The following is an 18,645-nucleotide window of genomic DNA, read 5'->3' as shown; positions in this document are numbered from 1 at the left end:
CGGGGAGACCTCAGCCCGCAGCTTTCACACGCACGGGATGCGCGTTGGCCTGCATCCGTTCCGCAAAATGCAGGAACAGGGATTTCAGCTCGGGTTCGTTGACGCGCGCGGCAGCCTCCGTGCAGGAGACCCATTCCAGCCGGCGCGAACCTTTTTCCGGAAAGTTCTTCAGGCAGTCCTGCACTTCCATCGCATGCACCTGCACCCGGACCGGCACTTTCAGGCCGCTGTCGAGCGTCTTGCGATAGTGGTAGAAGCCGAGCGGCTCCTTCTCGATCTTGCCTTTGACGCCGACTTCCTCATAGGCCTCGCGTTCGGCGACCTGATGGGCCTTCTTGTCCTTCATCGGCCAGCCCTTGGGGATGACCCAGCGGCCGGTATCGCGGCTGGTGGCGACCAGAACTTCCAGCTGGGCGGTCTTCTTGGCGAACCGATAGCACAGCGCCGCATATTGCTGTCGCGGCGGCCGCTGCAGCATGAGACGAAGGTTGCTGATCAGTTGGTTCGTAAGGCCCAATTCCGGAATTCTCCTTCAAGTGGAATATTAGTAATATAAAGCTTGTCCGAGCATTAACGATCGGAAACACAGAATCGTTTCTTGGGAGCTTGGAGAGCTATTCTGAAGCGGATCAGCCGCAGGTCAATCGAAATTTGCACAGCTGTTCAACATGCCTGTTAATGCATCAATGTGGCCATCGATTGTCTAAAAGCGCCATCGCCAAATTCTGCCCAAAAAAAGTGGTGTAAATGTCGCTTGATCGACATAGGCTTGTGGTGGGGAGAGGAGAAAATCATGTCGGAGGCCATTCAGTTTCTGCCGCCGCGCCCGTCTGTCTTGGCGCGCCGGGATACGATCATCTCCGACCTTCTGGATCTCCTTCCGCCCGAATGCGTCGTCCATGAGGCACGCGCGCTGGTGCCCTTCGAGACGGATGCCTTCATCTCCTATCGCCGCCTGCCGCTGGCCGTCGTTCTGCCGAAAAACACCGCGCAGGTGGCCGCAGTGATGAAATATTGCCATCGCGCCGGCATTCCCGTCGTGCCACGCGGGGCAGGGACTTCTCTTTCCGGCGGCGCCATTCCGCAGGAGGATGCGATCGTTCTCGGGCTATCGCGCATGTCGCGCATAATCGAACTCGACTATGCCAACCGCACTGCCACCGTACAGGCAGGCGTCACGAACCTCAGCATTTCCGAAGCCGTCGCTACGGACGGATTTTTCTATGCGCCGGATCCGAGCTCGCAGCTCGCCTGCACCATCGGCGGCAATATCGGCATGAATTCCGGCGGCGCCCACTGTCTCAAATACGGCGTCACCACCAATAATCTGCTCGGCGTGAAAATGGTGCTGGTCGATGGCACGGTGATCGAGCTCGGCGGCAAACATCTGGATGCGGCCGGCTACGACCTTTTAGGCCTTGTCTGCGGCTCGGAAGGCCAGCTCGGCATTGTCACGGAGGCGACGGTGCGGTTGATTGCCAAGCCCGAGGGCGCAAGGCCGGTTCTGTTCGGTTTCGACACCTCGGAAGAGGCAGGCTCGTGCGTGGCGGATATCATCGGCTCGGGCATTATCCCCGTCGCGATCGAATTCATGGACAAGCCGGCAATCGAGATCTGCGAGGCCTTTGCCAAGGCCGGTTATCCGCTCGATGTCGGCGCGCTGCTGATCGTCGAGGTCGAGGGATCCGAAGCCGAAATGGATGCAACCCTTGCCTCGATCGTCGAGATCGCCCGCCGCCATGGCGTCAAGACGGTGCGCGAATGCCAGTCGGCAACCGAGGCGGCGCTGATCTGGAAAGGCCGCAAATCGGCCTTCGGCGCCACCGGCCGTATCGCAGACTATATCTGCATGGACGGCACGGTGCCGCTCGGAAAACTGTCCTACGTTCTGGAGGAGACGTCTAAAATCGTCGAACGTTTCGGTCTCCGTGTCGCCAATGTCTTTCACGCCGGTGACGGCAACATGCACCCGCTGATCCTGTTCAATGCCAATGACCCGGAAGAGGCGGCGAAGGCGGAAGAGGCCGGCAACGAGATCCTAAAACTCTGCGTCGATGCCGGCGGCTGTCTCACCGGCGAGCACGGTGTCGGTATCGAGAAGCGGGACCTCATGCGGCACCAATATTCCGATGCCGAACTTGCCCAGCAGATGACTGTGCGCGCCGCCTTCGACGAGGGCTGGCTACTCAACCCGTCCAAGGTGTTTCCGCTGGAGGGGCGTGCATAGTGTCTCTCGGATTTGCCCCTCACCCTAACCCTCTCCCCGTTCTGACGGGGAGAGGGGACCTGCCCCGATTGACGTTAGAGGGGTTCGCAGGCCGTGCGGCATATCCCTTCTCCCCGTCTGAACGGGGAGAAGGTGGCGGTAGCCGGATGAGGGGCAAGGCACATTGCGAGCGTGCCGAATGCTGATCCCCCATTCCGAAACCGATGCCGCCTATGTCATCCGCACCGCCGCGAGCGAAGGAAAGACGCTTGCGCTTTGCGGCGGCAATACCCGCTCCGGCTTCGGCAATGCCGTCGAAGCGGCCGAAACTGTCAGTTCCCGTGGCCTGACCGGCATCGTCGATTACGATCCGGGCGAGATGGTGATGACGGTGAGGGCCGGCACGCCGGCGGCTGAAGTCGAGGCGGCGCTTGCACAAAACCGCCAGATGATGGCCTTCGAGCCGATGGACCATCGCGGCATCATGGCAACGACGGGCGAGCCGACGATCGGCGGCGTCTTTGCCGCCAATGTCTCCGGCCCTCGCCGTCTCATTGCCGGCGCCGCCCGCGACAGCCTTTTGGGCATCCGTTTCGTCAACGGTTCGGGCGAAATCATCCGCGCCGGCGGCAGGGTGATGAAGAATGTCACCGGGCTCGATCTGGTCAAGCTTCTGGCGGGCTCCTTCGGCACGCTCGGTTTCCTGACTGAGGTGACATTCCGCGTCCTGCCGGTGCCGCCTTCGATAGAGACCATCGTGATTGCCGATCTCGACGACGAACAGGCGACGAATGCCATGGCGGCGGCCATGGCGCTTCCGGTCGAGGTCTCCGCCGCCGCCCACCTGCCGCCGACCGTGCGGCATCATTTTCTGGATGGCGCATTGCCCGGAAGTGCCGCCACCGTCCTGCGGCTCGAAGGTCTTTCCGCCTCGGTTGCCGTTCGTGCGGAAAAGCTCGCCGCCGTCATGCAGGCTTTCGGATCGGTCACGCGTCTCGGCATGGAGGAAAGCAAAACCCTTTGGCGCGAGATCAGCGATGTCAAACCCTATGCCGGTATTGCCGAAAAACCGCTCTGGCGGGTCTCGGTCGCGCCGACCACAGGCCACAGGCTTGTCGCGGCATTGCGGCTCGAAGCGGGGATCGATGCGTTTTACGACTGGCAGGGCGGCCTCGTCTGGATGCGGATGGAGGCCGAGCCGGAAGCGGCGCTGGTGCGCGAACAGATCCATATTCTTGGCACCGGCCACGCCACCCTGATGCGCGCGCCGGCTGCCATGCGGCCGGAAACGCCGGCCTTTGAGCCCTTGCCGGCAGCGATTGCGGCATTGTCGGCGCGGGTAAAGCAGAAGCTGGATCCGGTGGGGATTTTCAGTCCGGGGAGGATGGGGTGAGGAGTTTGATGTCGAGCATGCCGCTTTACCCCCCTCTGCCCTGCCGGGCATCTCCCCCACAAGGGGGAAGATCTATTTGTAGCGGCCTCCCGGTTATCTCCAGTGCCGTATCCGGAGCGGTGCCGGCACGCCCAGCCGATCTCCCCACCCGTGGGGGAGATGCCCGGCAGGGCAGAGGGGGGCACGCGACCTCAGGTCAGGAGGCAGCGTCGTAAAATGCAGACCTCCTTCACCCCCGCCCAGCTCGAAGACCCGCATGTCGCCGAATCCGAAAAGATCCTGCGCCGCTGCGTCCATTGCGGTTTCTGCACCGCCACCTGTCCCACCTATGTCACTTTGGGCAACGAACTCGACAGCCCGCGGGGCCGCATCTATCTCATCAAGGACATGCTGGAAAACGACCGGCCGGCGGATGAGGAAGTCGTCACCCATATCGACCGCTGTCTCTCCTGCCTCTCCTGCGTCACCACCTGTCCCTCCGGCGTTGATTACATGCACCTGGTCGATCACGCCCGCATCCACATCGAAAACACCTATAAGCGGCCGCTACCCGACCGGCTGATCCGCAACCTGCTGGCAGCTGTCCTGCCTTATCCAGCTCGCTTCCGGGCAGCGCTGGCGCTGGCCAAAATTGCGCGCCCCTTCGCACCGCTCCTGAAAGGCATCCGGGTGCTGAAGCCACTCGGTGCGATGCTGGAACTCGCGCCTAAATCCGCAAAACGCGCAGCCACCGTTGCAGAGAGTGATGCCGTCCCGCCGAAAGCGGAAAAGCGCGGCCGCGTCGCAATCCTTTCCGGCTGCGCCCAGCCGGTGCTCGATCCCGAGATCAACGTCGCGACCATCCGGCTTCTGACCCGGTTCGGCATCGAGATCGCAGCCCCAAAGGGCGAGGGCTGTTGCGGCGCGCTGGTGCATCACATGGGCCGCGAGGAACAGGCGCTTACCTTCGCCCGCCGCAATGTCGATGCCTGGATGGCGGAGGTCGAGGCGGGCGGGCTCGATGCGATCATCGTCACCACATCCGGCTGCGGCACTACGATCAAGGATTACGGTCATATGCTGCGGCTCGATCCGGCCTATGCCGAAAAGGCCGCCAGGGTTTCGACCCTGGCAAAGGACATCACCGAATATCTGGCCACCCTCGACCTGCCGAAGCTCGAAGCGCAGAAGCTGACCGTCGCCTATCATTCGGCCTGCTCACTGCAGCACGGCCAAAAGATCACGATGCCGCCGAAGACGCTTCTGAAAACGGCGGGCTTTACCGTCCGCGATCCGGCGGAAGGCCATCTCTGTTGCGGCTCGGCCGGCACCTACAACATCCTGCAGTCGGAGATTTCCACGCAGCTGAAAAGCCGCAAGGTGAAGAATATCGAGGCCACCAAGCCGGATGTGATCGCCGCCGGCAATATCGGCTGCATCACCCAGATCGGCAGCGGCACCGAAATCCCGATCCTGCACACGGTGCAACTGCTCGACTGGGCCTATGGCGGCCCGAAACCGGCAGCGATTTCTCAGAAGCGGTAGGAAATGCCGAGGTTGAAGGCGTTGGTAAGAATGTTCGTCTTCAGCGTCGCGCCACTGTCGATATCGACATTCACGAAGGAATAATTGCCCTTGTATTCGGCAAAGGCCGACCAGCCCTCGGTGAACTGGTATTTGACGCCGGCCTGCGCCTGCAGCGTCGCACCGCCGATCTGGTAGTCGAAGGTGCGGCCGGAACCGCGCGTCACTTCCACATGCGGCACGTTGATGCCGGCGCCGGCGCCGAGATAGGGCACGAACTTGCTGTCTTCCAGCGGAAACTGGCGGATGGCGTTGACGGTCAGGAGGTTCAGGCCGTCGGTGAATTCGAAATGCGACCAGCCGGCCTCAGCCATCGTGCCTTGCGTCGAATAGACCTTGGCATGGGTGTAATCGAGCGAGACGCCCCAGTTCGCAAGCCGGCCCTCGTCGAACCAGTAGGTGCCGCGAAAGCCGTAATATTGCGGGGCTTTGAAGGAATTGCCTTCCCAGCCGGCGGTAAAGCTCGGCTGGTCGGAGACGTCGACATCGCTATGCGGCGCGGTCTGGTAACCACCATAGGCGGAAATTTCGAAATCGCCGGCGAGAGCCGGGGAGCCGCAGAGAAGCGCAGCCGTGGAGGCTGCGGCAAGCATGGTGATGACGGAGCTGCGCATGATTCTGCCTGTCGCGATGTCGGTTTATCCGCAATAGCGGCCGCAGATGACAGGCGCATAACCGAATGGTTGCAATTCGGCACCACTCGTGGCGGGAAAGACGGTCACCCGCCTTTCCCGATATCGGGTTTCGTTCAGCCGCCGAAGATCGTGCGGAAAATATCCATGCCGCGATCCTTGAACACTGTATCGCCCGGCTTGCTGCCGGGGCCGATGACGACCACCTTGGTGCCGACATCGACGCGCGAATAAAGATCGGTGACATCCTTGTTCATCATCCGGATGCAGCCGGAGGAGAGGTTGAGGCCGATCGACCAGGGCTGGTTGGTGCCGTGGATGCGGAAGATCGTGTCGCGATTGCCCTTGTAGAGATACATGGCGCGTGCGCCGAGCGGATTGTTCTCGCCGCCCTGCATCACGACCGGCAGGATATGGCCTTCGCGGGCCTCGCGGGCACGCATTTCGGCCGGCGGTGTCCAGGTCGGCCATTCAGCCTTGCGGCCGATATTGACGACGCCCGACCAGCCGTAACCTTCACGGCCGACGCCGATGCCGTAGCGGGTCGCCCGGTTCGGACCTTCGACCAGATAGAGGAACTTGTTGTTGGTATCGACGATGATCGTGCCCGGCGCTTCATTGGTGGTGAAGCGCACCATGCGGCGCTTGAACTCGTCCGGCACGACGCGGTTCTTCGCATTGCGGGCGACATCGCTTGCCGTCGTCTGCGGGCGCACCGGCGCCGAAGTCTGGGCCGAAGCCGTGGTTGCGACCAGTGCGGCGGCGATCCCTGCGACGCCAAGCAGCATTTTAACCGATTTCATCCTTACCCTCTCGTCAATCTGACCCTCAATGGGAAGAAACTGTTCCGCACATCCGGTCAAGGCAAGATGAGGCAAGGCGAATATAGGCCTTGCTGCGGTGCGACCGGTGCCGATCGTGGCTATCCGGTCACAGGCGCAGGCCGTTTTCGTCACATGACGATGACTTTGGTGCCAACTTCGACGCGTTCGTAGAGGTCAGTCACATCCTCGTTGCGCAGGCGAATGCAGCCGGAAGAGACGGCGCTGCCGATCGTCCAGGGCGCATTCGTGCCGTGGATGCGGTAAAGCGTCGAGCCGAGATACATGGCGCGCGCGCCGAGCGGGTTTTCCGGGCCGCCATCCATGCGGGCCGGCAGGTAATGGCCCTTCTGGGCTTCGCGCGAAATCATTTCCTGTGGCGGCACCCAGGTCGGCCATTCGGCCTTGCGAGTGACGCGGTGTTCACCGGCCCATTCGAAACCCGGCTTGCCGACGCCGACGCCGTAACGGCGCGCCTTGCCGCCATCCATGACCAGATAGAGAAAACGGTTATTGGTATCGATGACGATCGTGCCCGGCTTTTCCTTCGTCTCGTAGGTCACGACCTGCGGCAGGAATTGCGGTTCGATCTGGCTGCGTGCCGGCGAGGCCGGGCGCACCATGGCGACCGGCTGGGCGGCGCTATTGCCGAAAATGCCGCGGCGATAGACCGGGCGGGGCTGCTGTTGCTGCTGCTGCTGGTACTGGACCGGCGGCTGGGCGGCCTGTTGGCGGGGATAAACGACCGGGCGCGCATTCGGGCCGGAAAGTTGCATCACCCAGGGGGCGGTCAGCTCGGAAGACAGCACGATCGGCGGGCGTTCCGCGTAACGGTCGTTGGCGATTGCTGCATCACAAAAGGCAGCGGCCATGCCGACCGCCAGAAAAAGGGTCTTCGTCTTCATGATCGGATCCACTCGTTACATTGACCGATTGGGCACTTGTCGCCCGTTGGCAGCTATGGTGAGTGGGGAGTGAAAGAGAATGGTAAACGGGTGGCGCCTCGAATGCGACAAAAGCCATAAAGCTTTTGGCAGGGTTACCGCCCCGTTCTGAAACATGGTTGACGGGTGTTAAAGCTTGGCCGGAAGGCCGTTAACGCCCAAGAGGCGAGGGGATTTGTGATGGAAAAGCCGGGCATCATCATCGGCGAGGATGGCCGAGGCCGTTGCGCCTGGCATGGCGGGCTCGAGGATTACCGGCACTATCATGATGCGGAATGGGGCAGGCCCGTTACCGACGATTTTCGCCTGTTCGAAAAGATCTGCCTCGAAGGTTTCCAGTCGGGCCTCTCCTGGCTGACCATCCTGCGCAAGCGCGAAAATTTCCGCGCCGCCTTTGCCGGGTTCGATTTCGAGAAGGTGGCGCAATTCGGCGAGGAAGATATCGCCCGCTGCGTCGCTGACGCCGGCATCATCCGCCACCGCGGAAAGATCGTCTCGACCATCAACAATGCCCGCCGCGCCATCGCCCTGCGCGACGAATTCGGCTCGCTCGCCAAATTCTTCTGGAGTTTTGAGCCCGGCGCGCATGAAAGGCCCGGCGTCATGGATCTCGAAACCCTGCGCGCCAATCCGACGACGCCGGTCTCGGTCAAGCTGTCCAAGGATCTGAAGAAACGCGGCTGGACCTTTGTCGGTCCGACCACGGTCTATGCCTTCATGCAGGCGATGGGGATGGTGAACGACCATCTCGACGGCTGTTTCTGCCAGGGGGAAGTGGACACGCTTCGGCTGAATTTCAGGCGGCCATGATCTTTTCGATGACAATGGCCAGCTCGCCGAGATGTTCGATCTGCCGGAAGCGCGGCGCATCGATCGGCGCGTCGACATGTTCGAAAACCCAGGTCAGCGCATGCGGTACGAACACGCCGTAACTTCCCGCGGCGATCGCCGGCACGATATCGGATTTCAACGAATTGCCGACCATCATCGCCCGTTCCGGCCCGTCCGCGACCTTCGAAAAAATCCGGCGATAGGTGGTGGCGCTCTTGTCGGAAACGATCTCGACCGCATCGAAATAATCGCCGAGGCCCGATTGCGCCAGCTTGCGCTCCTGGTCGAACAGGTCGCCCTTGGTGATCAGGACGAGCAGATATTCGCCGTTCAGCGCCCGCAGCGTCTCCTCGACATGCGGCAGTGTCTCGACGGGATGGCGAAGCAGGTCACGGCCGATATCGAGGATTTCGCCGATCGTCTTTGTCGGCACATTGCCGTCGGTAATCTCGATCGCCGTCTCGATCATCGACAGGGTAAAACCCTTGATGCCGAAACCGTAATAGGAAAGGTTGCGCTTTTCCGCCTCCAGCAAGCGCGCCGAAACATGCTCTCCCTCGGCAAAATCGCCGAGCAGTTTTTGAAAATGTTCTTCGGTCAGCCGGTAGAACTGCTCGTTCTGCCAGAGCGTGTCGTCGGCATCGAAGCCGATTGCGGTGATCGAGCGCATCAGATTGCCTCCATGCGCTGATATGGCGAAGAATAGGCCGCCGGGCAAGGGTTCGCCCCGCCCGGCAGACCAAGCACTACTTGCCGTGCGCCTTTAGCCAGGCCTGCATATCGGCGATTTCCGCAGCTTGCGCCTTGATGACGTCTTCGGCCAGCTTGCGCAGCGCGGGATCCTTGCCATGCGCAAGCTCGATCTTCGCCATGGCGATCGCGCCTTCATGATGCGGGATCATGCCGCGCACGAAATCGACATCCGCATCGCCGGAATAATCGATCATCATCTTCTTGTGCATCTGCGCGCTCGCATCCTCGAATGCCTTGGTGGAAGCGTTGCCATTCTTCTGCATGGCCGAATGGTCCATGCCTTTCATGTCATGGCCCTTCATCTCCTGCGCAAGGAGCGAGCTGGCGGTAAGCAAGACGAGGGCCGAAGCGGCTATATGGGTTTTCAGGGACATGGTTTTTCCTTTCCCGTGTCCATTGGAAATCTTGAAAATGTGAAAGCGGTTCGGACGGCTCAGGCGCGGGGAGGCGGGGTCAGCGGTGCGGGCACGGCGGAGAGAAGCGATCTTGCCGGTGCCGGGATCGGATAAGGCTGCGCCAGACGCTGGCTGGCGAAGGTGATGTCCGGCAAAAGCGTCAGGCAGGCGGCGCAGAAAGGCGTCACGCAGATCTTGCCGCCATGCGGACAGTTTTGCTGCGACTTGCCGTGGGAATGCGTCTTTTCCGCCGTCTGCGTTAGTTTGCCCATCTCGTGATGTGCATGGGCCGGCATTGAAACCTGTGCCGTCTCTTCCACCGGCTGCATCATCGGCATGCCGACAGCCGGCATTGCTCCGTAAAGGAGCCAGGCCAGAAACATCATGATGGCGGCAGCGCGAGACATGTTTCGAACTTAGGTCCACGGCCGCAAAATGCAACGGGCCGCCATATCACAAGCCGATGAAGTCAGATCGCGATCACCTCATGCACTGCCTGATGGTTCGGCCCGAGCTCGCCATAAGGCGCGACCGTCCATGTCCAGCGGCGCTGCGCTGCCGGCGCCTTCACGCCGCAGAGAAGATCCGCCTCCTCCGTCACCTTGCCGTCGCGATCCGCGACCTTGTACGAGACATCCGTTAGGAGTGCGGTCTTGCAGGGCAGGGCGGCCAGCCCATCGAGATGCGCCCGAACCAGCGCCTGCAGGATTTCGTCCTGCCGGGCATTGCCCTCCGCCTCAAGCCGGTGTTTTGCAGCAATGCCGATCTGCGACAGGATGTTTGCCGAAATCACGAGGTCGAGATAGGGCACCTGCCGCAGAAACCCGAGCGGTTCCGTCGCCTTGCCCGCAACGGCGTCGTCATAGCCGGAAAGATCGCGCCAGATGAACCGCATGTTGCGCATGCCGCGAACGCCGAGCGACAGCCGCACGCTCGCCAGATGCACGAGATCGACCAGTACGACCGTATCGAATTGTTGCGAAAGATACCCGGCCGGCACATCGCGCAACAGGCCGGAGCCGAGCACGACGCAGGTGCGCCTTTGTTTCATCCCCTCCACCCTGTCACGGATGAAGGACTGGCAATTATCCTCATGCTCAGCCCAGGCCCTGGCGCAACGATTGGCGCGCGACCAGAGGCTGACGGAGGAGCGGATGTAAGGGCAGAATGCGGACGGCGTGACCGGAGCGGTCGCGGCATATTGAAGGGCTTCGAGGATCATGGACTAGCGGTAGGCCTTGCTGCGGTGGTCGATCTTCCAGACTTTAGGTCTTGGCCCGAGCCTCAATCCTCTCGTCCACCGATTTGATGAAATCCGGGTCTTCCAGCCGTTGTCTGAGGGTGTCGACAAGATAAATCTCCAACTCAACTCCCGCATCGGCCGCGCGCGCTGACAGAAGGTCATATGTCTCATCCGACATTTCGATCGTAATGTGCTTGTTCATGACCCTAAGCCCCGTTGCGGCGGCCAAAATATACCACCTTGCGTCAGTCTTCACCAGCCGCCGCCCTTGCCGCTCCGGCCTCTATCCTCTAAGAAACCGCACACAAATCCGGCCTTTCCCGAAGGCCCGCCGGCAATGGAATCCCGATCATGAGCGACAAGCAGAAGAAACCGCAGAAACTCAAAGCCCGCCTCCCGCGCGGCTTCGTCGATCGTTCGGCTGCCGATATCCATGCCACCAACGAGATGACGGCAAAGATCCGCGAAGTCTACGAACGTTACGGTTTCGACCCGGTCGAAACGCCGCTGTTCGAATATACCGACGCGCTTGGAAAATTCCTGCCGGACTCGGACCGCCCCAACGAAGGTGTCTTCTCGCTGCAGGACGATGACGAGCAGTGGATGTCGCTGCGTTACGACCTGACGGCGCCGCTCGCCCGCCATGTCGCGGAAAATTTCAACGAGATCCAGCTGCCGTTCCGCACCTATCGTGCCGGTTACGTTTTCCGCAACGAAAAGCCGGGTCCGGGCCGTTTCCGCCAGTTCATGCAGTTCGATGCCGATACGGTCGGCGCGCCGGGCGTGCAGGCCGATGCCGAAATGTGCATGATGATGGCCGACACGATGGAAGCGCTCGGCATCAAGCGCGGTGACTATGTGATCCGCGTCAACAACCGCAAGGTTCTGGACGGCGTCATGGAAGCGATCGGTCTTGGCGGCGACGACAAGGCCGGCCAGCGCCTGAACGTGCTGCGCGCCATCGACAAGCTCGACAAGTTCGGCCCGGAAGGCGTCAAACTCCTGCTTGGCGCCGGCCGCAAGGATGAGTCCGGCGACTTCACCAAGGGCGCGGGACTGAACGAAGACCAGATCGAAAAGGTCCTCTTCTTCGTCGGCATCAAGAACTATGCCGAAAGTGCCGCCCAGCTCGCCGAACTCGTCGCCGGCACGGCACAGGGTGGCGAAGGCGTCGATGAACTGAACACGATCGGTGCTCTGGCAACGAGCGCCGGTTACGGCCCCGACCGCATCAAGATCGACCCCTCCGTCGTCCGCGGCCTCGAATATTACACCGGCCCGGTCTTCGAAGCCGAACTCACCTTCGACGTCACCAACGAAAAGGGCGAAAAGGTCGTCTTCGGTTCGGTCGGCGGCGGCGGACGTTACGATGGTCTCGTGTCGCGCTTCATGGGCCAGCCGGTTCCGGCCACGGGCTTTTCCATCGGTGTTTCCCGCCTCATGACGGCGCTGAAAAACCTTGGCAAGCTGGGGCAGGACGAGGTGGTTGCTCCGGTTCTCGTCACCGTCATGGATGGCGATGTCGAGAGCATGGGCCGTTACCAGCGCTTTACTCAGGCGCTGCGCGCCGAAGGCATCCGCGCCGAAATGTACCAGGGCAACTGGAAGAAATTCGGCAACCAGCTGAAATATGCCGACCGTCGCGGCTGCCCGATCGCCATCATCCAGGGTGGCGATGAACGTGCCCAGGGCGTCGTGCAGCTGAAGGACCTGATCGAGGGCAAGCGCCTGTCCGGCGAGATCGAGGACAACGCCTCCTGGCGTGAGGCCCGCGTCGCGCAGGACACCGTGTCCGAGGCCGATCTCGTCGCCAAGGTGAAGGAAATCCTAGCGGCCCAGGCTGAAGACCGGCGGCGGGCGAAGGATGCTTGAGCTTTTTAAGTCGCGGGGCTTGCCCCTCACCCTAGCCCTCTCCCCGCTTGCGGGGAGAGGGGACGTGCCCTGCCTGGGCTCGTGGGTGAAGCGAGGCGTTGCCACAGGTTTCCTTCTCCCCGCCTGCGGGGAGAAGGTGCCCGGCAGGGCGGATGAGGGGCAGTCACAGATGCCGGGAGTCATCCCATGCCTTTGATCAACATGCCGGAATTTTCCGGCCGCCTGCTCGATGATTTTGCCGCCCGTGGCGCGATGCGGATCGACACACCCGTCATCCAGCCGGCCGCGCCCTTCCTGGACATGGCCGGCGAAGACCTGCGCCGCCGCATTTTCCTCACCGAAAGCGAGACCGGCGAAAGCCTTTGCCTGCGCCCGGAATTCACCATTCCCGTCTGCCTTCGCCATATCGAAAGCGCCACCGGCACGCCGCGTCGTTATTCCTATCTCGGCGAAGTCTTTCGCCAGCGCCGCGAGGGCGATAACGAGTTCTATCAGGCCGGCATAGAAGATCTCGGCGAGACCGCGACGGCTCTGGCCGATGCGCGCGCCATCAACGATGCCGTCGAGATCGTGGAAAACCTTCTGCCCGGCCGCCGGCTTGCCGTCACGGTTGGGGATCAGGCGGTGTTCGAGGCCGTCGTTCGTTCGCTCGGCCTGCCGGGCGGCTGGCAGAAGCGGCTGATCCAGTCCTTTGGCGATACCGCCCATCTGAAGCAGTTGCTTCTGGCGCTCGCCAGCCCGCAGCCCGTGACCGGCCTGTCGCCGGAGATCGAGGCGCTGGTGCGGCAGGACGAGGCCGATCTGATCGCCCATATCGACCGCACCATGCAGGAAACCGGTTATTCCACCAATGCGAGCCGCTCCCCGCGCGAAATCGCAAGGCGGTTGAAGGACAAGCTGGCGCTCGCCGAAACGAAGCTCGATGGCGCAGCTCTCCTGCTTCTCTCGGAATTCCTGTCGCTGGAAATGCCGCTTTCGGAAGCCCCGGCAGCGCTTGCCGGTTTTGCCGATGCGGCCGGCCTTTCCTTCGGTGCAGCCCTTGCGCATTTCGAGGAAAGGGCAACGGCCCTTGCCGATCTCGGCCTCGATCTGTCAAAAATCACCTATCGCGCCGCCTTCGGACGCCCACTCGATTATTACACCGGCCTCGTTTTCGAAGTGAGCCTTGGCCTCGACCCGGCCGTGCTGGTCGGTGGCGGCCGGTTCGACCGGCTTCTGACGCTGCTCGGCGCGCGCGAAAACATTCCGGCGGTCGGTTTCTCGATCTGGCTGGACCGTATCGAACAGGCGAGGGCACGCTGATGACGATTACCATCGCTTTGCCCTCCAAGGGCCGCATGAAGGATGACAGCGCCGCCGTGTTCGAGCGCGCCGGCCTGCCGATCGTCGGCGTTGGCAATGAACGTTCCTATCGCGGCCGTGTCGAAGGTGCCGACGATATCGAGATCGCCTTCCTCTCTGCCTCCGAGATCGCCCGCGAACTCAACAACGGCAGCGTCGATTTCGGCGTCACCGGCGAGGACTTGATCCGCGAAGGCCTGGCCGATCCCGACCGCAGCGTCGAGATCGTAGCCCGGCTCGGTTTCGGCCATGCGGATGTCGTGGTCGCCGTGCCGGAAATCTGGCTGGATGTCGACAGCATGGCCGATCTCGGCGATGTCGCCGCCGATTTCCGTTCGCGCCACGGCCGCCGTCTGCAGATCGCGACAAAATACTGGCGGCTGACGCAGCAGCATTTTTCGTCGCAGCACGGCATTCAGCTCTACCGCATCGTCGAAAGCCTCGGCGCCACCGAAGGCGCGCCGGCGGCGGGGCAGGCGGATATCATCGTCGATATCACCTCCACCGGCTCGACGCTGAAGGCCAACAATCTCAAAATCCTGTCGGATGGGGTGATCCTGAAATCCCAGGCCTGCCTCTTGCGTGCCCGCAAGGCCGAGCATGACGGCAATCCGCTTTTGGCCCCGGTCGTGAAAAGGATCGTCGAAGCGGTTCAGAAGGCCGTCTGATGGCCGGCGAAGACGCCAATATCGCAGCCCTCTACGAACGCCATGCCCTGGCCTTCGACGAGCTGCGTGGAAAGAACCTGTTCGAAAAGCCGTGGCTGGACCGGTTCACGCGCCTCGTCGCCCCGCGCGGCCATATCCTCGATCTTGGCTGCGGCGCGGCCGAGCCGCTGGCCGCAAGCCTGATCAAATCCGGTTTCCGCGTCACCGGCGTCGATACGTCGGAGACCCTGATCGGCCTTTGCCGCACGCGCTTTCCCGAACGCGCCTGGTTCGTCGGCGACATGCGCAGTTTCGACCTGCCGGCGCAGTTCGACGGCATACTTGCCTGGCACAGCTTTTTTCACCTGAACCGGAACGACCAGCGGGCCATGTTTCCGCGCTTCGCCAAATTCGCGGCGCCGGGTGCTGCCCTGATGTTCACGTCTGGCCATTTCGAGGGTGAGGCGATGGGCGAATTCGGCGGCGAGCCGCTTTTTCATGCGAGCCTCGGCGCGGACGAATATCGCGCGCTTCTGGGCGAGAACGGTTTCGAGGTGGTGGAGCAGGTGATGCAGGACCCCGGATGCGGTGGTGCGACTGTGTGGCTGGCGCGGAAGATGGCGGCCTGAACCGGTCAGGCTGAGGTGAGTTTGGAAAAGTCCGTATCTTGGATGCGGCGTTGCGCCAGTCTCGGTCGTCGTTGCGATGTGCCAAAAAGGTAGCTACGACCAAATGGCTGCACCTGAAGGGGAATTCCATGGCTTTCGTGATTAAGCCTTCTGATGGTTTGGAAGGGCTTTCATTCCGCTCACCGAGAGATGAGGTAAGGAAGTTCTTTGGAAGCAGTTTTAGCGCTGGGCGCCGCACCCAAGGATCAAGGCCATACGACTATTGGGCGGAAGTACCAGTATTCGGCTACTATGATGAAGCCGATTTGCTTGAGGCCTTGGAGTTCCCCCGCGACGCGGATCTTGTTCTCGACGGCACGTCTTTGTTTCGTTCGAGGGCGACCGACACCGTTCAGTTCCTACGAGAACGCGATCCCGCCCTTCTTGTCGAGGAGCAAGGTACTTCTGTGACCTCAGAGCGGCTCGGGCTCGGACTATGGATACCAGAAGCCTCTGAGCCTGACGCGGCAGTTGAGAGCGTTATTATCTTCTGCGATGGTTACTATAGCAACTAAGTGGCTGAATGGCCCCGAGTTTTGTAGACCCCGTCGGGGCCGAACCACCTCACACACATCTACCCTAACAATCGACAAAAAAGCCGCCGGGCAAAAGCACCGGCGGCCAGTCTTGGGCAGGGAAGGTCTAGAAAACTCAGGCGGCAACCGTAACCGCACCGCGGCGGGCGTCGATCGAGTAGAGGCCCGGGCCGAAGGTGGCGAGGAGTATATAGGCGCCGGCCAGGGTAAAGTTCTTCATCAGCATGATGCCGTTGAGGGCATTGATCCAGCCGAGGGCGGCGTCAGGCCAGCCCGGGACGGCAACCGTGCCGGAATGGAAGACGGCGCCGGTGAACATGCAGAACAGGGCAAGCGCCCAGCCGACGATCTTGGTCTGGAAGCCGACGAGAACGGCAAGGCCGGTGACGAATTCAAACAGGCCGGCGAGGTAGGCGAGCGCGGTCGCGGCGGGAAGGCCGGCGCCGGTGATCATGCCGGCCGTGCCTGCCGGGTCGGTCAGCTTGCCGAAGCCGGAATAGATGAAGATGAAGGACAGAAGGATGCGGGCGACGAGAATGACGATGTTTTGCGTGTTGGACATTTGATCTCTCCGAAGGGTCTCGCTGAAAGCAGCGGTGAATTTCTGGAGACATATGTGCCGTATTTCCGTCGTCTTCGGAAGATGAACAATATTGGACAGTTTGTCTTATAAAAGAGAACGATGGTGAGGATGCGAGGGAGGCAGTCGTCTCCCTCGCAGGCGGTTCTCAAAACTCTTCCCAATGATCGGCTGGTGCAGTTGCCGCCCCGCCGATCGAGGCCATGACCTTGCTCACCAGCCGCCGTGCCGGGGATGTTGCATGTGCAGGCATCGCTGTCGCCGGTCGGGAGGAGGGCACATGTCTTGCTGCACGTTCGCCGATATCGAAACGGCGCAACAGGTCCCGCAGCCGGTTGGCTTCTCCGGCAAGCGTTTCGGTCGCGGCATTCGCCTCTTCCACCATGGCGGCATTCTGCTGCGTCACCTGGTCCATCTGGTTGACGGCGATATTGACTTCGTTCAGCCCGACGGATTGTTCCCGGGCCGAGGTCGCGATCGCATCGAGCTGGCCGTTGATCGCGACCACATGTTGCTGGATCGTCTGCAGTGCCGAACCCGTGGCGCTGACCAGCTCGACGCCGCTCTGGACCTCGTGTTCGGAATTGCGGATCAGTTCCTTGATTTCCTTAGCTGCCTTGGCGGAGCGTTGTGCCAGTTCGCGCACTTCCTGGGCGACGACGGCAAAACCCTTGCCCGCCTCGCCGGCGCGCGCCGCCTCCACGCCTGCATTGAGGGCAAGCAGGTTGGTCTGGAAGGCGATCTCGTCGATCACGCCGATAATGCTGGAAATCTGTTCGGAGGATTTTTCGATGCGCTGCATCGCATGCACGGCCTGGGCAACGACCTCGCCGGACTGGCGGGCGGATTCATTCGCCTCGATCGCCATCGTCCGCGCCTCATCGGTTCGTTTCGACGAATTGGAGACATTGGCGGTGATCTGGTCGAGCGCGGCTGCGGTCTCTTCCAGCGATGCGGCCTGCTGCTCGGTCCGCTTGGAAAGATCACCGGCACTCGTGCTCAGTTCACGCGAGCCGTTATCGATCGCGCCCGTTGCATCGGAGACCGCGGACATGGCGTCGCGCAGCTGCCGGACCGCCGAGTTGAAATCGTTTCTGAGGCCTTCGAAATCCGCGGCAAACGGCTGGTCGAGCGAAGAGGAGAGATCGCCGCCGGCAAGCCGCTGCAGGCCGCCTGCAAGGCCGCTGGTCGCCTGCGCCATGGCATCGGTTCTGGCGCGCTCCACCTCGGCGTTTCGCACGCGTTCGGTCTCCTGGGTCGCCCGGCCGGCCTCCGCGTCTTTCTCCATGGCAACCGTGCGCAGCGCATTGTCCTTAAAAGTCTGCACCGTTGCAGCCATCTTACCGATTTCGTCGCTGCGTTCGGTGCCGGGCACCGTGACCGACAGGTCGCCGCCTGCAAGCGCCAGCATGCTGTCCTGCAGGTTCTTGATCGGCCGGATGATCCAGGCTCTGACGGCAAAAAAGCCGATGATGAGAACGGCGGCGAGCCCGATGATCACGCTTCCGACCGTCGTCATGGCGATCCGATTTGCGCTGTCATCCAGCTCGCTGCTCTTTGCATCGGACTCGGCGATCAGCTCGTCGGTGATCGTTGTCGATTTTTTCGTATAGGGCGCAAAGAGCGGCTGGCATTCCGTCAGGAAGGACATCTGCGCTTGCTTGATCTCGTCTTCCGTCGTCGCCGCCATGCCGCGTTTGACGCTGGGCGCGCAGGCCGTGTTGACGATGCTGAGACCTTCCGCCTTGAGCAGGGGGATCTTCTCGTCCGTCGGAACGACTGCACTTGCGCCGTCCATCCGCTGAACGAAGGAATCCAGCGCCTTGTCCAAATCCGACTTGGCCGCGAGATTGCCCTCTTCCGTACGGGAGACGAGGATATCGGCAATCGCCGAGCGCGCCATCTGCATCGAGCGATTGGCCCGTGCGATCATCAGCGCCGCCTTGTTCTGATGGGCGAGCAGGTCGCTATAGGCGCCGTTCATGTAATAGATGCGCGAGGCGCTATATCCGGCAATTGCAATGGCGAACAGGCCGAAGAGGGCCATGATCGTGGCGAATTTTACGACGATCGATACATGCTTCATCACAATAACCCCGGGCTTCAAAGATTTGCATCAAAGTCCCATGGGTTGATTTATATATTAGTAATTCAACTTATAAGATTTTGTACCTGTAAAAAATAACAATGTGTCATAAAGTTCCAACGCGCCCGAAACAA

General features: G+C 61.5%; 20 protein-coding genes. 9 read left to right on the top strand and 11 right to left on the bottom strand.

Annotated elements, in window-relative coordinates; genetic code table 11:
* Nucleotides 1-10 precede the first annotated feature (10 nt).
* Nucleotides 11-478: an NUDIX hydrolase gene (locus FHW37_RS10685; protein ID WP_432442845.1), complete on the bottom strand. Its 468-nt coding sequence runs from the start codon at nucleotides 476-478 to the stop codon at nucleotides 11-13.
* Between the two features lie 315 nt (nucleotides 479-793).
* Between FHW37_RS10685 and FHW37_RS10680 the strand changes: the two genes are divergently transcribed.
* The 3 genes from FHW37_RS10680 to glcF all read left to right on the top strand — a co-directional run bounded on the left by FHW37_RS10680 (nucleotide 794) and on the right by glcF (nucleotide 5,123).
* The gene (locus FHW37_RS10680; protein ID WP_145635833.1) at nucleotides 794-2,227 is read left to right on the top strand and encodes an FAD-linked oxidase C-terminal domain-containing protein; all 1,434 of its coding nucleotides are present in this window, start codon (nucleotides 794-796) and stop codon (nucleotides 2,225-2,227) included.
* Between the two features lie 178 nt (nucleotides 2,228-2,405).
* The gene (locus FHW37_RS10675) at nucleotides 2,406-3,599 is read left to right on the top strand and encodes an FAD-binding protein (RefSeq protein ID WP_145635830.1); all 1,194 of its coding nucleotides are present in this window, start codon (nucleotides 2,406-2,408) and stop codon (nucleotides 3,597-3,599) included.
* A 216-nt stretch (nucleotides 3,600-3,815) separates the two neighbouring features.
* Nucleotides 3,816-5,123 carry a glycolate oxidase subunit GlcF gene (gene glcF, locus FHW37_RS10670; protein WP_145635828.1) on the top strand — a complete coding sequence of 436 codons (1,308 nt, stop codon included), beginning with the start codon at nucleotides 3,816-3,818 and terminating at the stop codon, nucleotides 5,121-5,123.
* On the opposite strand, the gene FHW37_RS10665 is transcribed toward glcF, so the two are convergent.
* The 3 genes from FHW37_RS10665 to FHW37_RS10655 form a co-directional block, all read right to left on the bottom strand.
* Entirely contained in the window at nucleotides 5,111-5,776 is a 666-nt protein-coding gene (locus FHW37_RS10665; RefSeq protein ID WP_432442838.1) for an outer membrane protein, read from the bottom strand. The two genes, glcF and FHW37_RS10665, sit on opposite strands and share 13 nt — an antisense overlap.
* Nucleotides 5,777-5,910: 134 nt before the next feature.
* On the bottom strand, nucleotides 5,911-6,597 hold the full coding sequence (locus tag FHW37_RS10660) for a L,D-transpeptidase (RefSeq protein ID WP_145635825.1): 687 nt from the start codon (nucleotides 6,595-6,597) through the stop codon (nucleotides 5,911-5,913).
* A gap of 149 nt (nucleotides 6,598-6,746) precedes the next feature.
* Complete coding sequence (locus FHW37_RS10655) at nucleotides 6,747-7,520, bottom strand: L,D-transpeptidase (RefSeq protein WP_145635822.1); 774 nt, start codon at nucleotides 7,518-7,520, stop codon at nucleotides 6,747-6,749.
* A 219-nt stretch (nucleotides 7,521-7,739) separates the two neighbouring features.
* Here FHW37_RS10655 and FHW37_RS10650 point away from each other — a divergent pair, with 219 nt between their 5' ends.
* Nucleotides 7,740-8,369, top strand: coding sequence for a DNA-3-methyladenine glycosylase I (locus FHW37_RS10650; protein WP_145635819.1), 630 nt, complete (start codon nucleotides 7,740-7,742; stop codon nucleotides 8,367-8,369).
* Here FHW37_RS10650 and FHW37_RS10645 read toward each other — a convergent pair.
* The 5 genes from FHW37_RS10645 to FHW37_RS10625 form a co-directional block, all read right to left on the bottom strand.
* The gene (locus FHW37_RS10645) at nucleotides 8,356-9,060 is read right to left on the bottom strand and encodes an HAD family hydrolase (protein WP_145635816.1); all 705 of its coding nucleotides are present in this window, start codon (nucleotides 9,058-9,060) and stop codon (nucleotides 8,356-8,358) included. The two genes, FHW37_RS10650 and FHW37_RS10645, sit on opposite strands and share 14 nt — an antisense overlap.
* 76 nt (nucleotides 9,061-9,136) lie before the next feature.
* On the bottom strand, nucleotides 9,137-9,517 hold the full coding sequence (gene copM, locus FHW37_RS10640; protein WP_145635813.1) for a CopM family metallochaperone: 381 nt from the start codon (nucleotides 9,515-9,517) through the stop codon (nucleotides 9,137-9,139).
* A 59-nt stretch (nucleotides 9,518-9,576) separates the two neighbouring features.
* Nucleotides 9,577-9,945 carry a hypothetical protein gene (locus FHW37_RS10635; protein WP_145635810.1) on the bottom strand — a complete coding sequence of 123 codons (369 nt, stop codon included), beginning with the start codon at nucleotides 9,943-9,945 and terminating at the stop codon, nucleotides 9,577-9,579.
* A gap of 62 nt (nucleotides 9,946-10,007) precedes the next feature.
* Nucleotides 10,008-10,760, bottom strand: a complete 753-nt coding sequence (locus FHW37_RS10630) for a hypothetical protein (RefSeq protein WP_145635807.1) — start codon at nucleotides 10,758-10,760, stop codon at nucleotides 10,008-10,010.
* A gap of 43 nt (nucleotides 10,761-10,803) precedes the next feature.
* Nucleotides 10,804-10,983 (bottom strand): hypothetical protein, encoded by a 180-nt coding sequence (locus FHW37_RS10625; protein ID WP_145635804.1) that lies wholly within the window; start codon nucleotides 10,981-10,983, stop codon nucleotides 10,804-10,806.
* A 149-nt stretch (nucleotides 10,984-11,132) separates the two neighbouring features.
* Between FHW37_RS10625 and hisS the strand changes: the two genes are divergently transcribed.
* The 5 genes from hisS to FHW37_RS10595 all read left to right on the top strand — a co-directional run bounded on the left by hisS (nucleotide 11,133) and on the right by FHW37_RS10595 (nucleotide 15,824).
* Nucleotides 11,133-12,653: a histidine--tRNA ligase gene (gene hisS / locus FHW37_RS10620; protein WP_145635800.1), complete on the top strand. Its 1,521-nt coding sequence runs from the start codon at nucleotides 11,133-11,135 to the stop codon at nucleotides 12,651-12,653.
* A 186-nt stretch (nucleotides 12,654-12,839) separates the two neighbouring features.
* Nucleotides 12,840-13,955 carry an ATP phosphoribosyltransferase regulatory subunit gene (locus FHW37_RS10610; protein WP_145635794.1) on the top strand — a complete coding sequence of 372 codons (1,116 nt, stop codon included), beginning with the start codon at nucleotides 12,840-12,842 and terminating at the stop codon, nucleotides 13,953-13,955.
* A complete protein-coding gene (gene hisG / locus FHW37_RS10605) occupies nucleotides 13,955-14,662 on the top strand; it encodes an ATP phosphoribosyltransferase (protein WP_145635791.1) in 708 nt (235 codons plus the stop codon). The genes FHW37_RS10610 and hisG overlap by 1 nt, the downstream gene beginning before the upstream one ends.
* Nucleotides 14,662-15,270 (top strand): class I SAM-dependent methyltransferase, encoded by a 609-nt coding sequence (locus tag FHW37_RS10600; protein ID WP_145635789.1) that lies wholly within the window; start codon nucleotides 14,662-14,664, stop codon nucleotides 15,268-15,270. Before hisG ends, FHW37_RS10600 begins: the two co-directional genes overlap by 1 nt.
* A 128-nt stretch (nucleotides 15,271-15,398) precedes the next feature.
* On the top strand, nucleotides 15,399-15,824 hold the full coding sequence (locus tag FHW37_RS10595) for a hypothetical protein (RefSeq protein WP_145635786.1): 426 nt from the start codon (nucleotides 15,399-15,401) through the stop codon (nucleotides 15,822-15,824).
* A gap of 136 nt (nucleotides 15,825-15,960) precedes the next feature.
* Here FHW37_RS10595 and FHW37_RS10590 read toward each other — a convergent pair whose 3' ends face one another.
* Both FHW37_RS10590 and FHW37_RS10585 read right to left on the bottom strand, forming a co-directional pair.
* Nucleotides 15,961-16,407, bottom strand: a complete 447-nt coding sequence (locus tag FHW37_RS10590; RefSeq protein ID WP_145635783.1) for a DoxX family protein — start codon at nucleotides 16,405-16,407, stop codon at nucleotides 15,961-15,963.
* A gap of 166 nt (nucleotides 16,408-16,573) precedes the next feature.
* On the bottom strand, nucleotides 16,574-18,511 hold the full coding sequence (locus FHW37_RS10585; RefSeq protein WP_145635781.1) for a methyl-accepting chemotaxis protein: 1,938 nt from the start codon (nucleotides 18,509-18,511) through the stop codon (nucleotides 16,574-16,576).
* Between the last annotated feature and the right edge of the window lie 134 nt (nucleotides 18,512-18,645).

It is taken from the genome of Neorhizobium alkalisoli, from assembly GCF_007829835.1.
Taxonomy (GTDB): Bacteria; Pseudomonadota; Alphaproteobacteria; order Rhizobiales; family Rhizobiaceae; genus Neorhizobium.
Note: the sequence above shows the minus strand (reverse complement) of the source record. Positions and strands in the feature narration are given on the sequence as shown.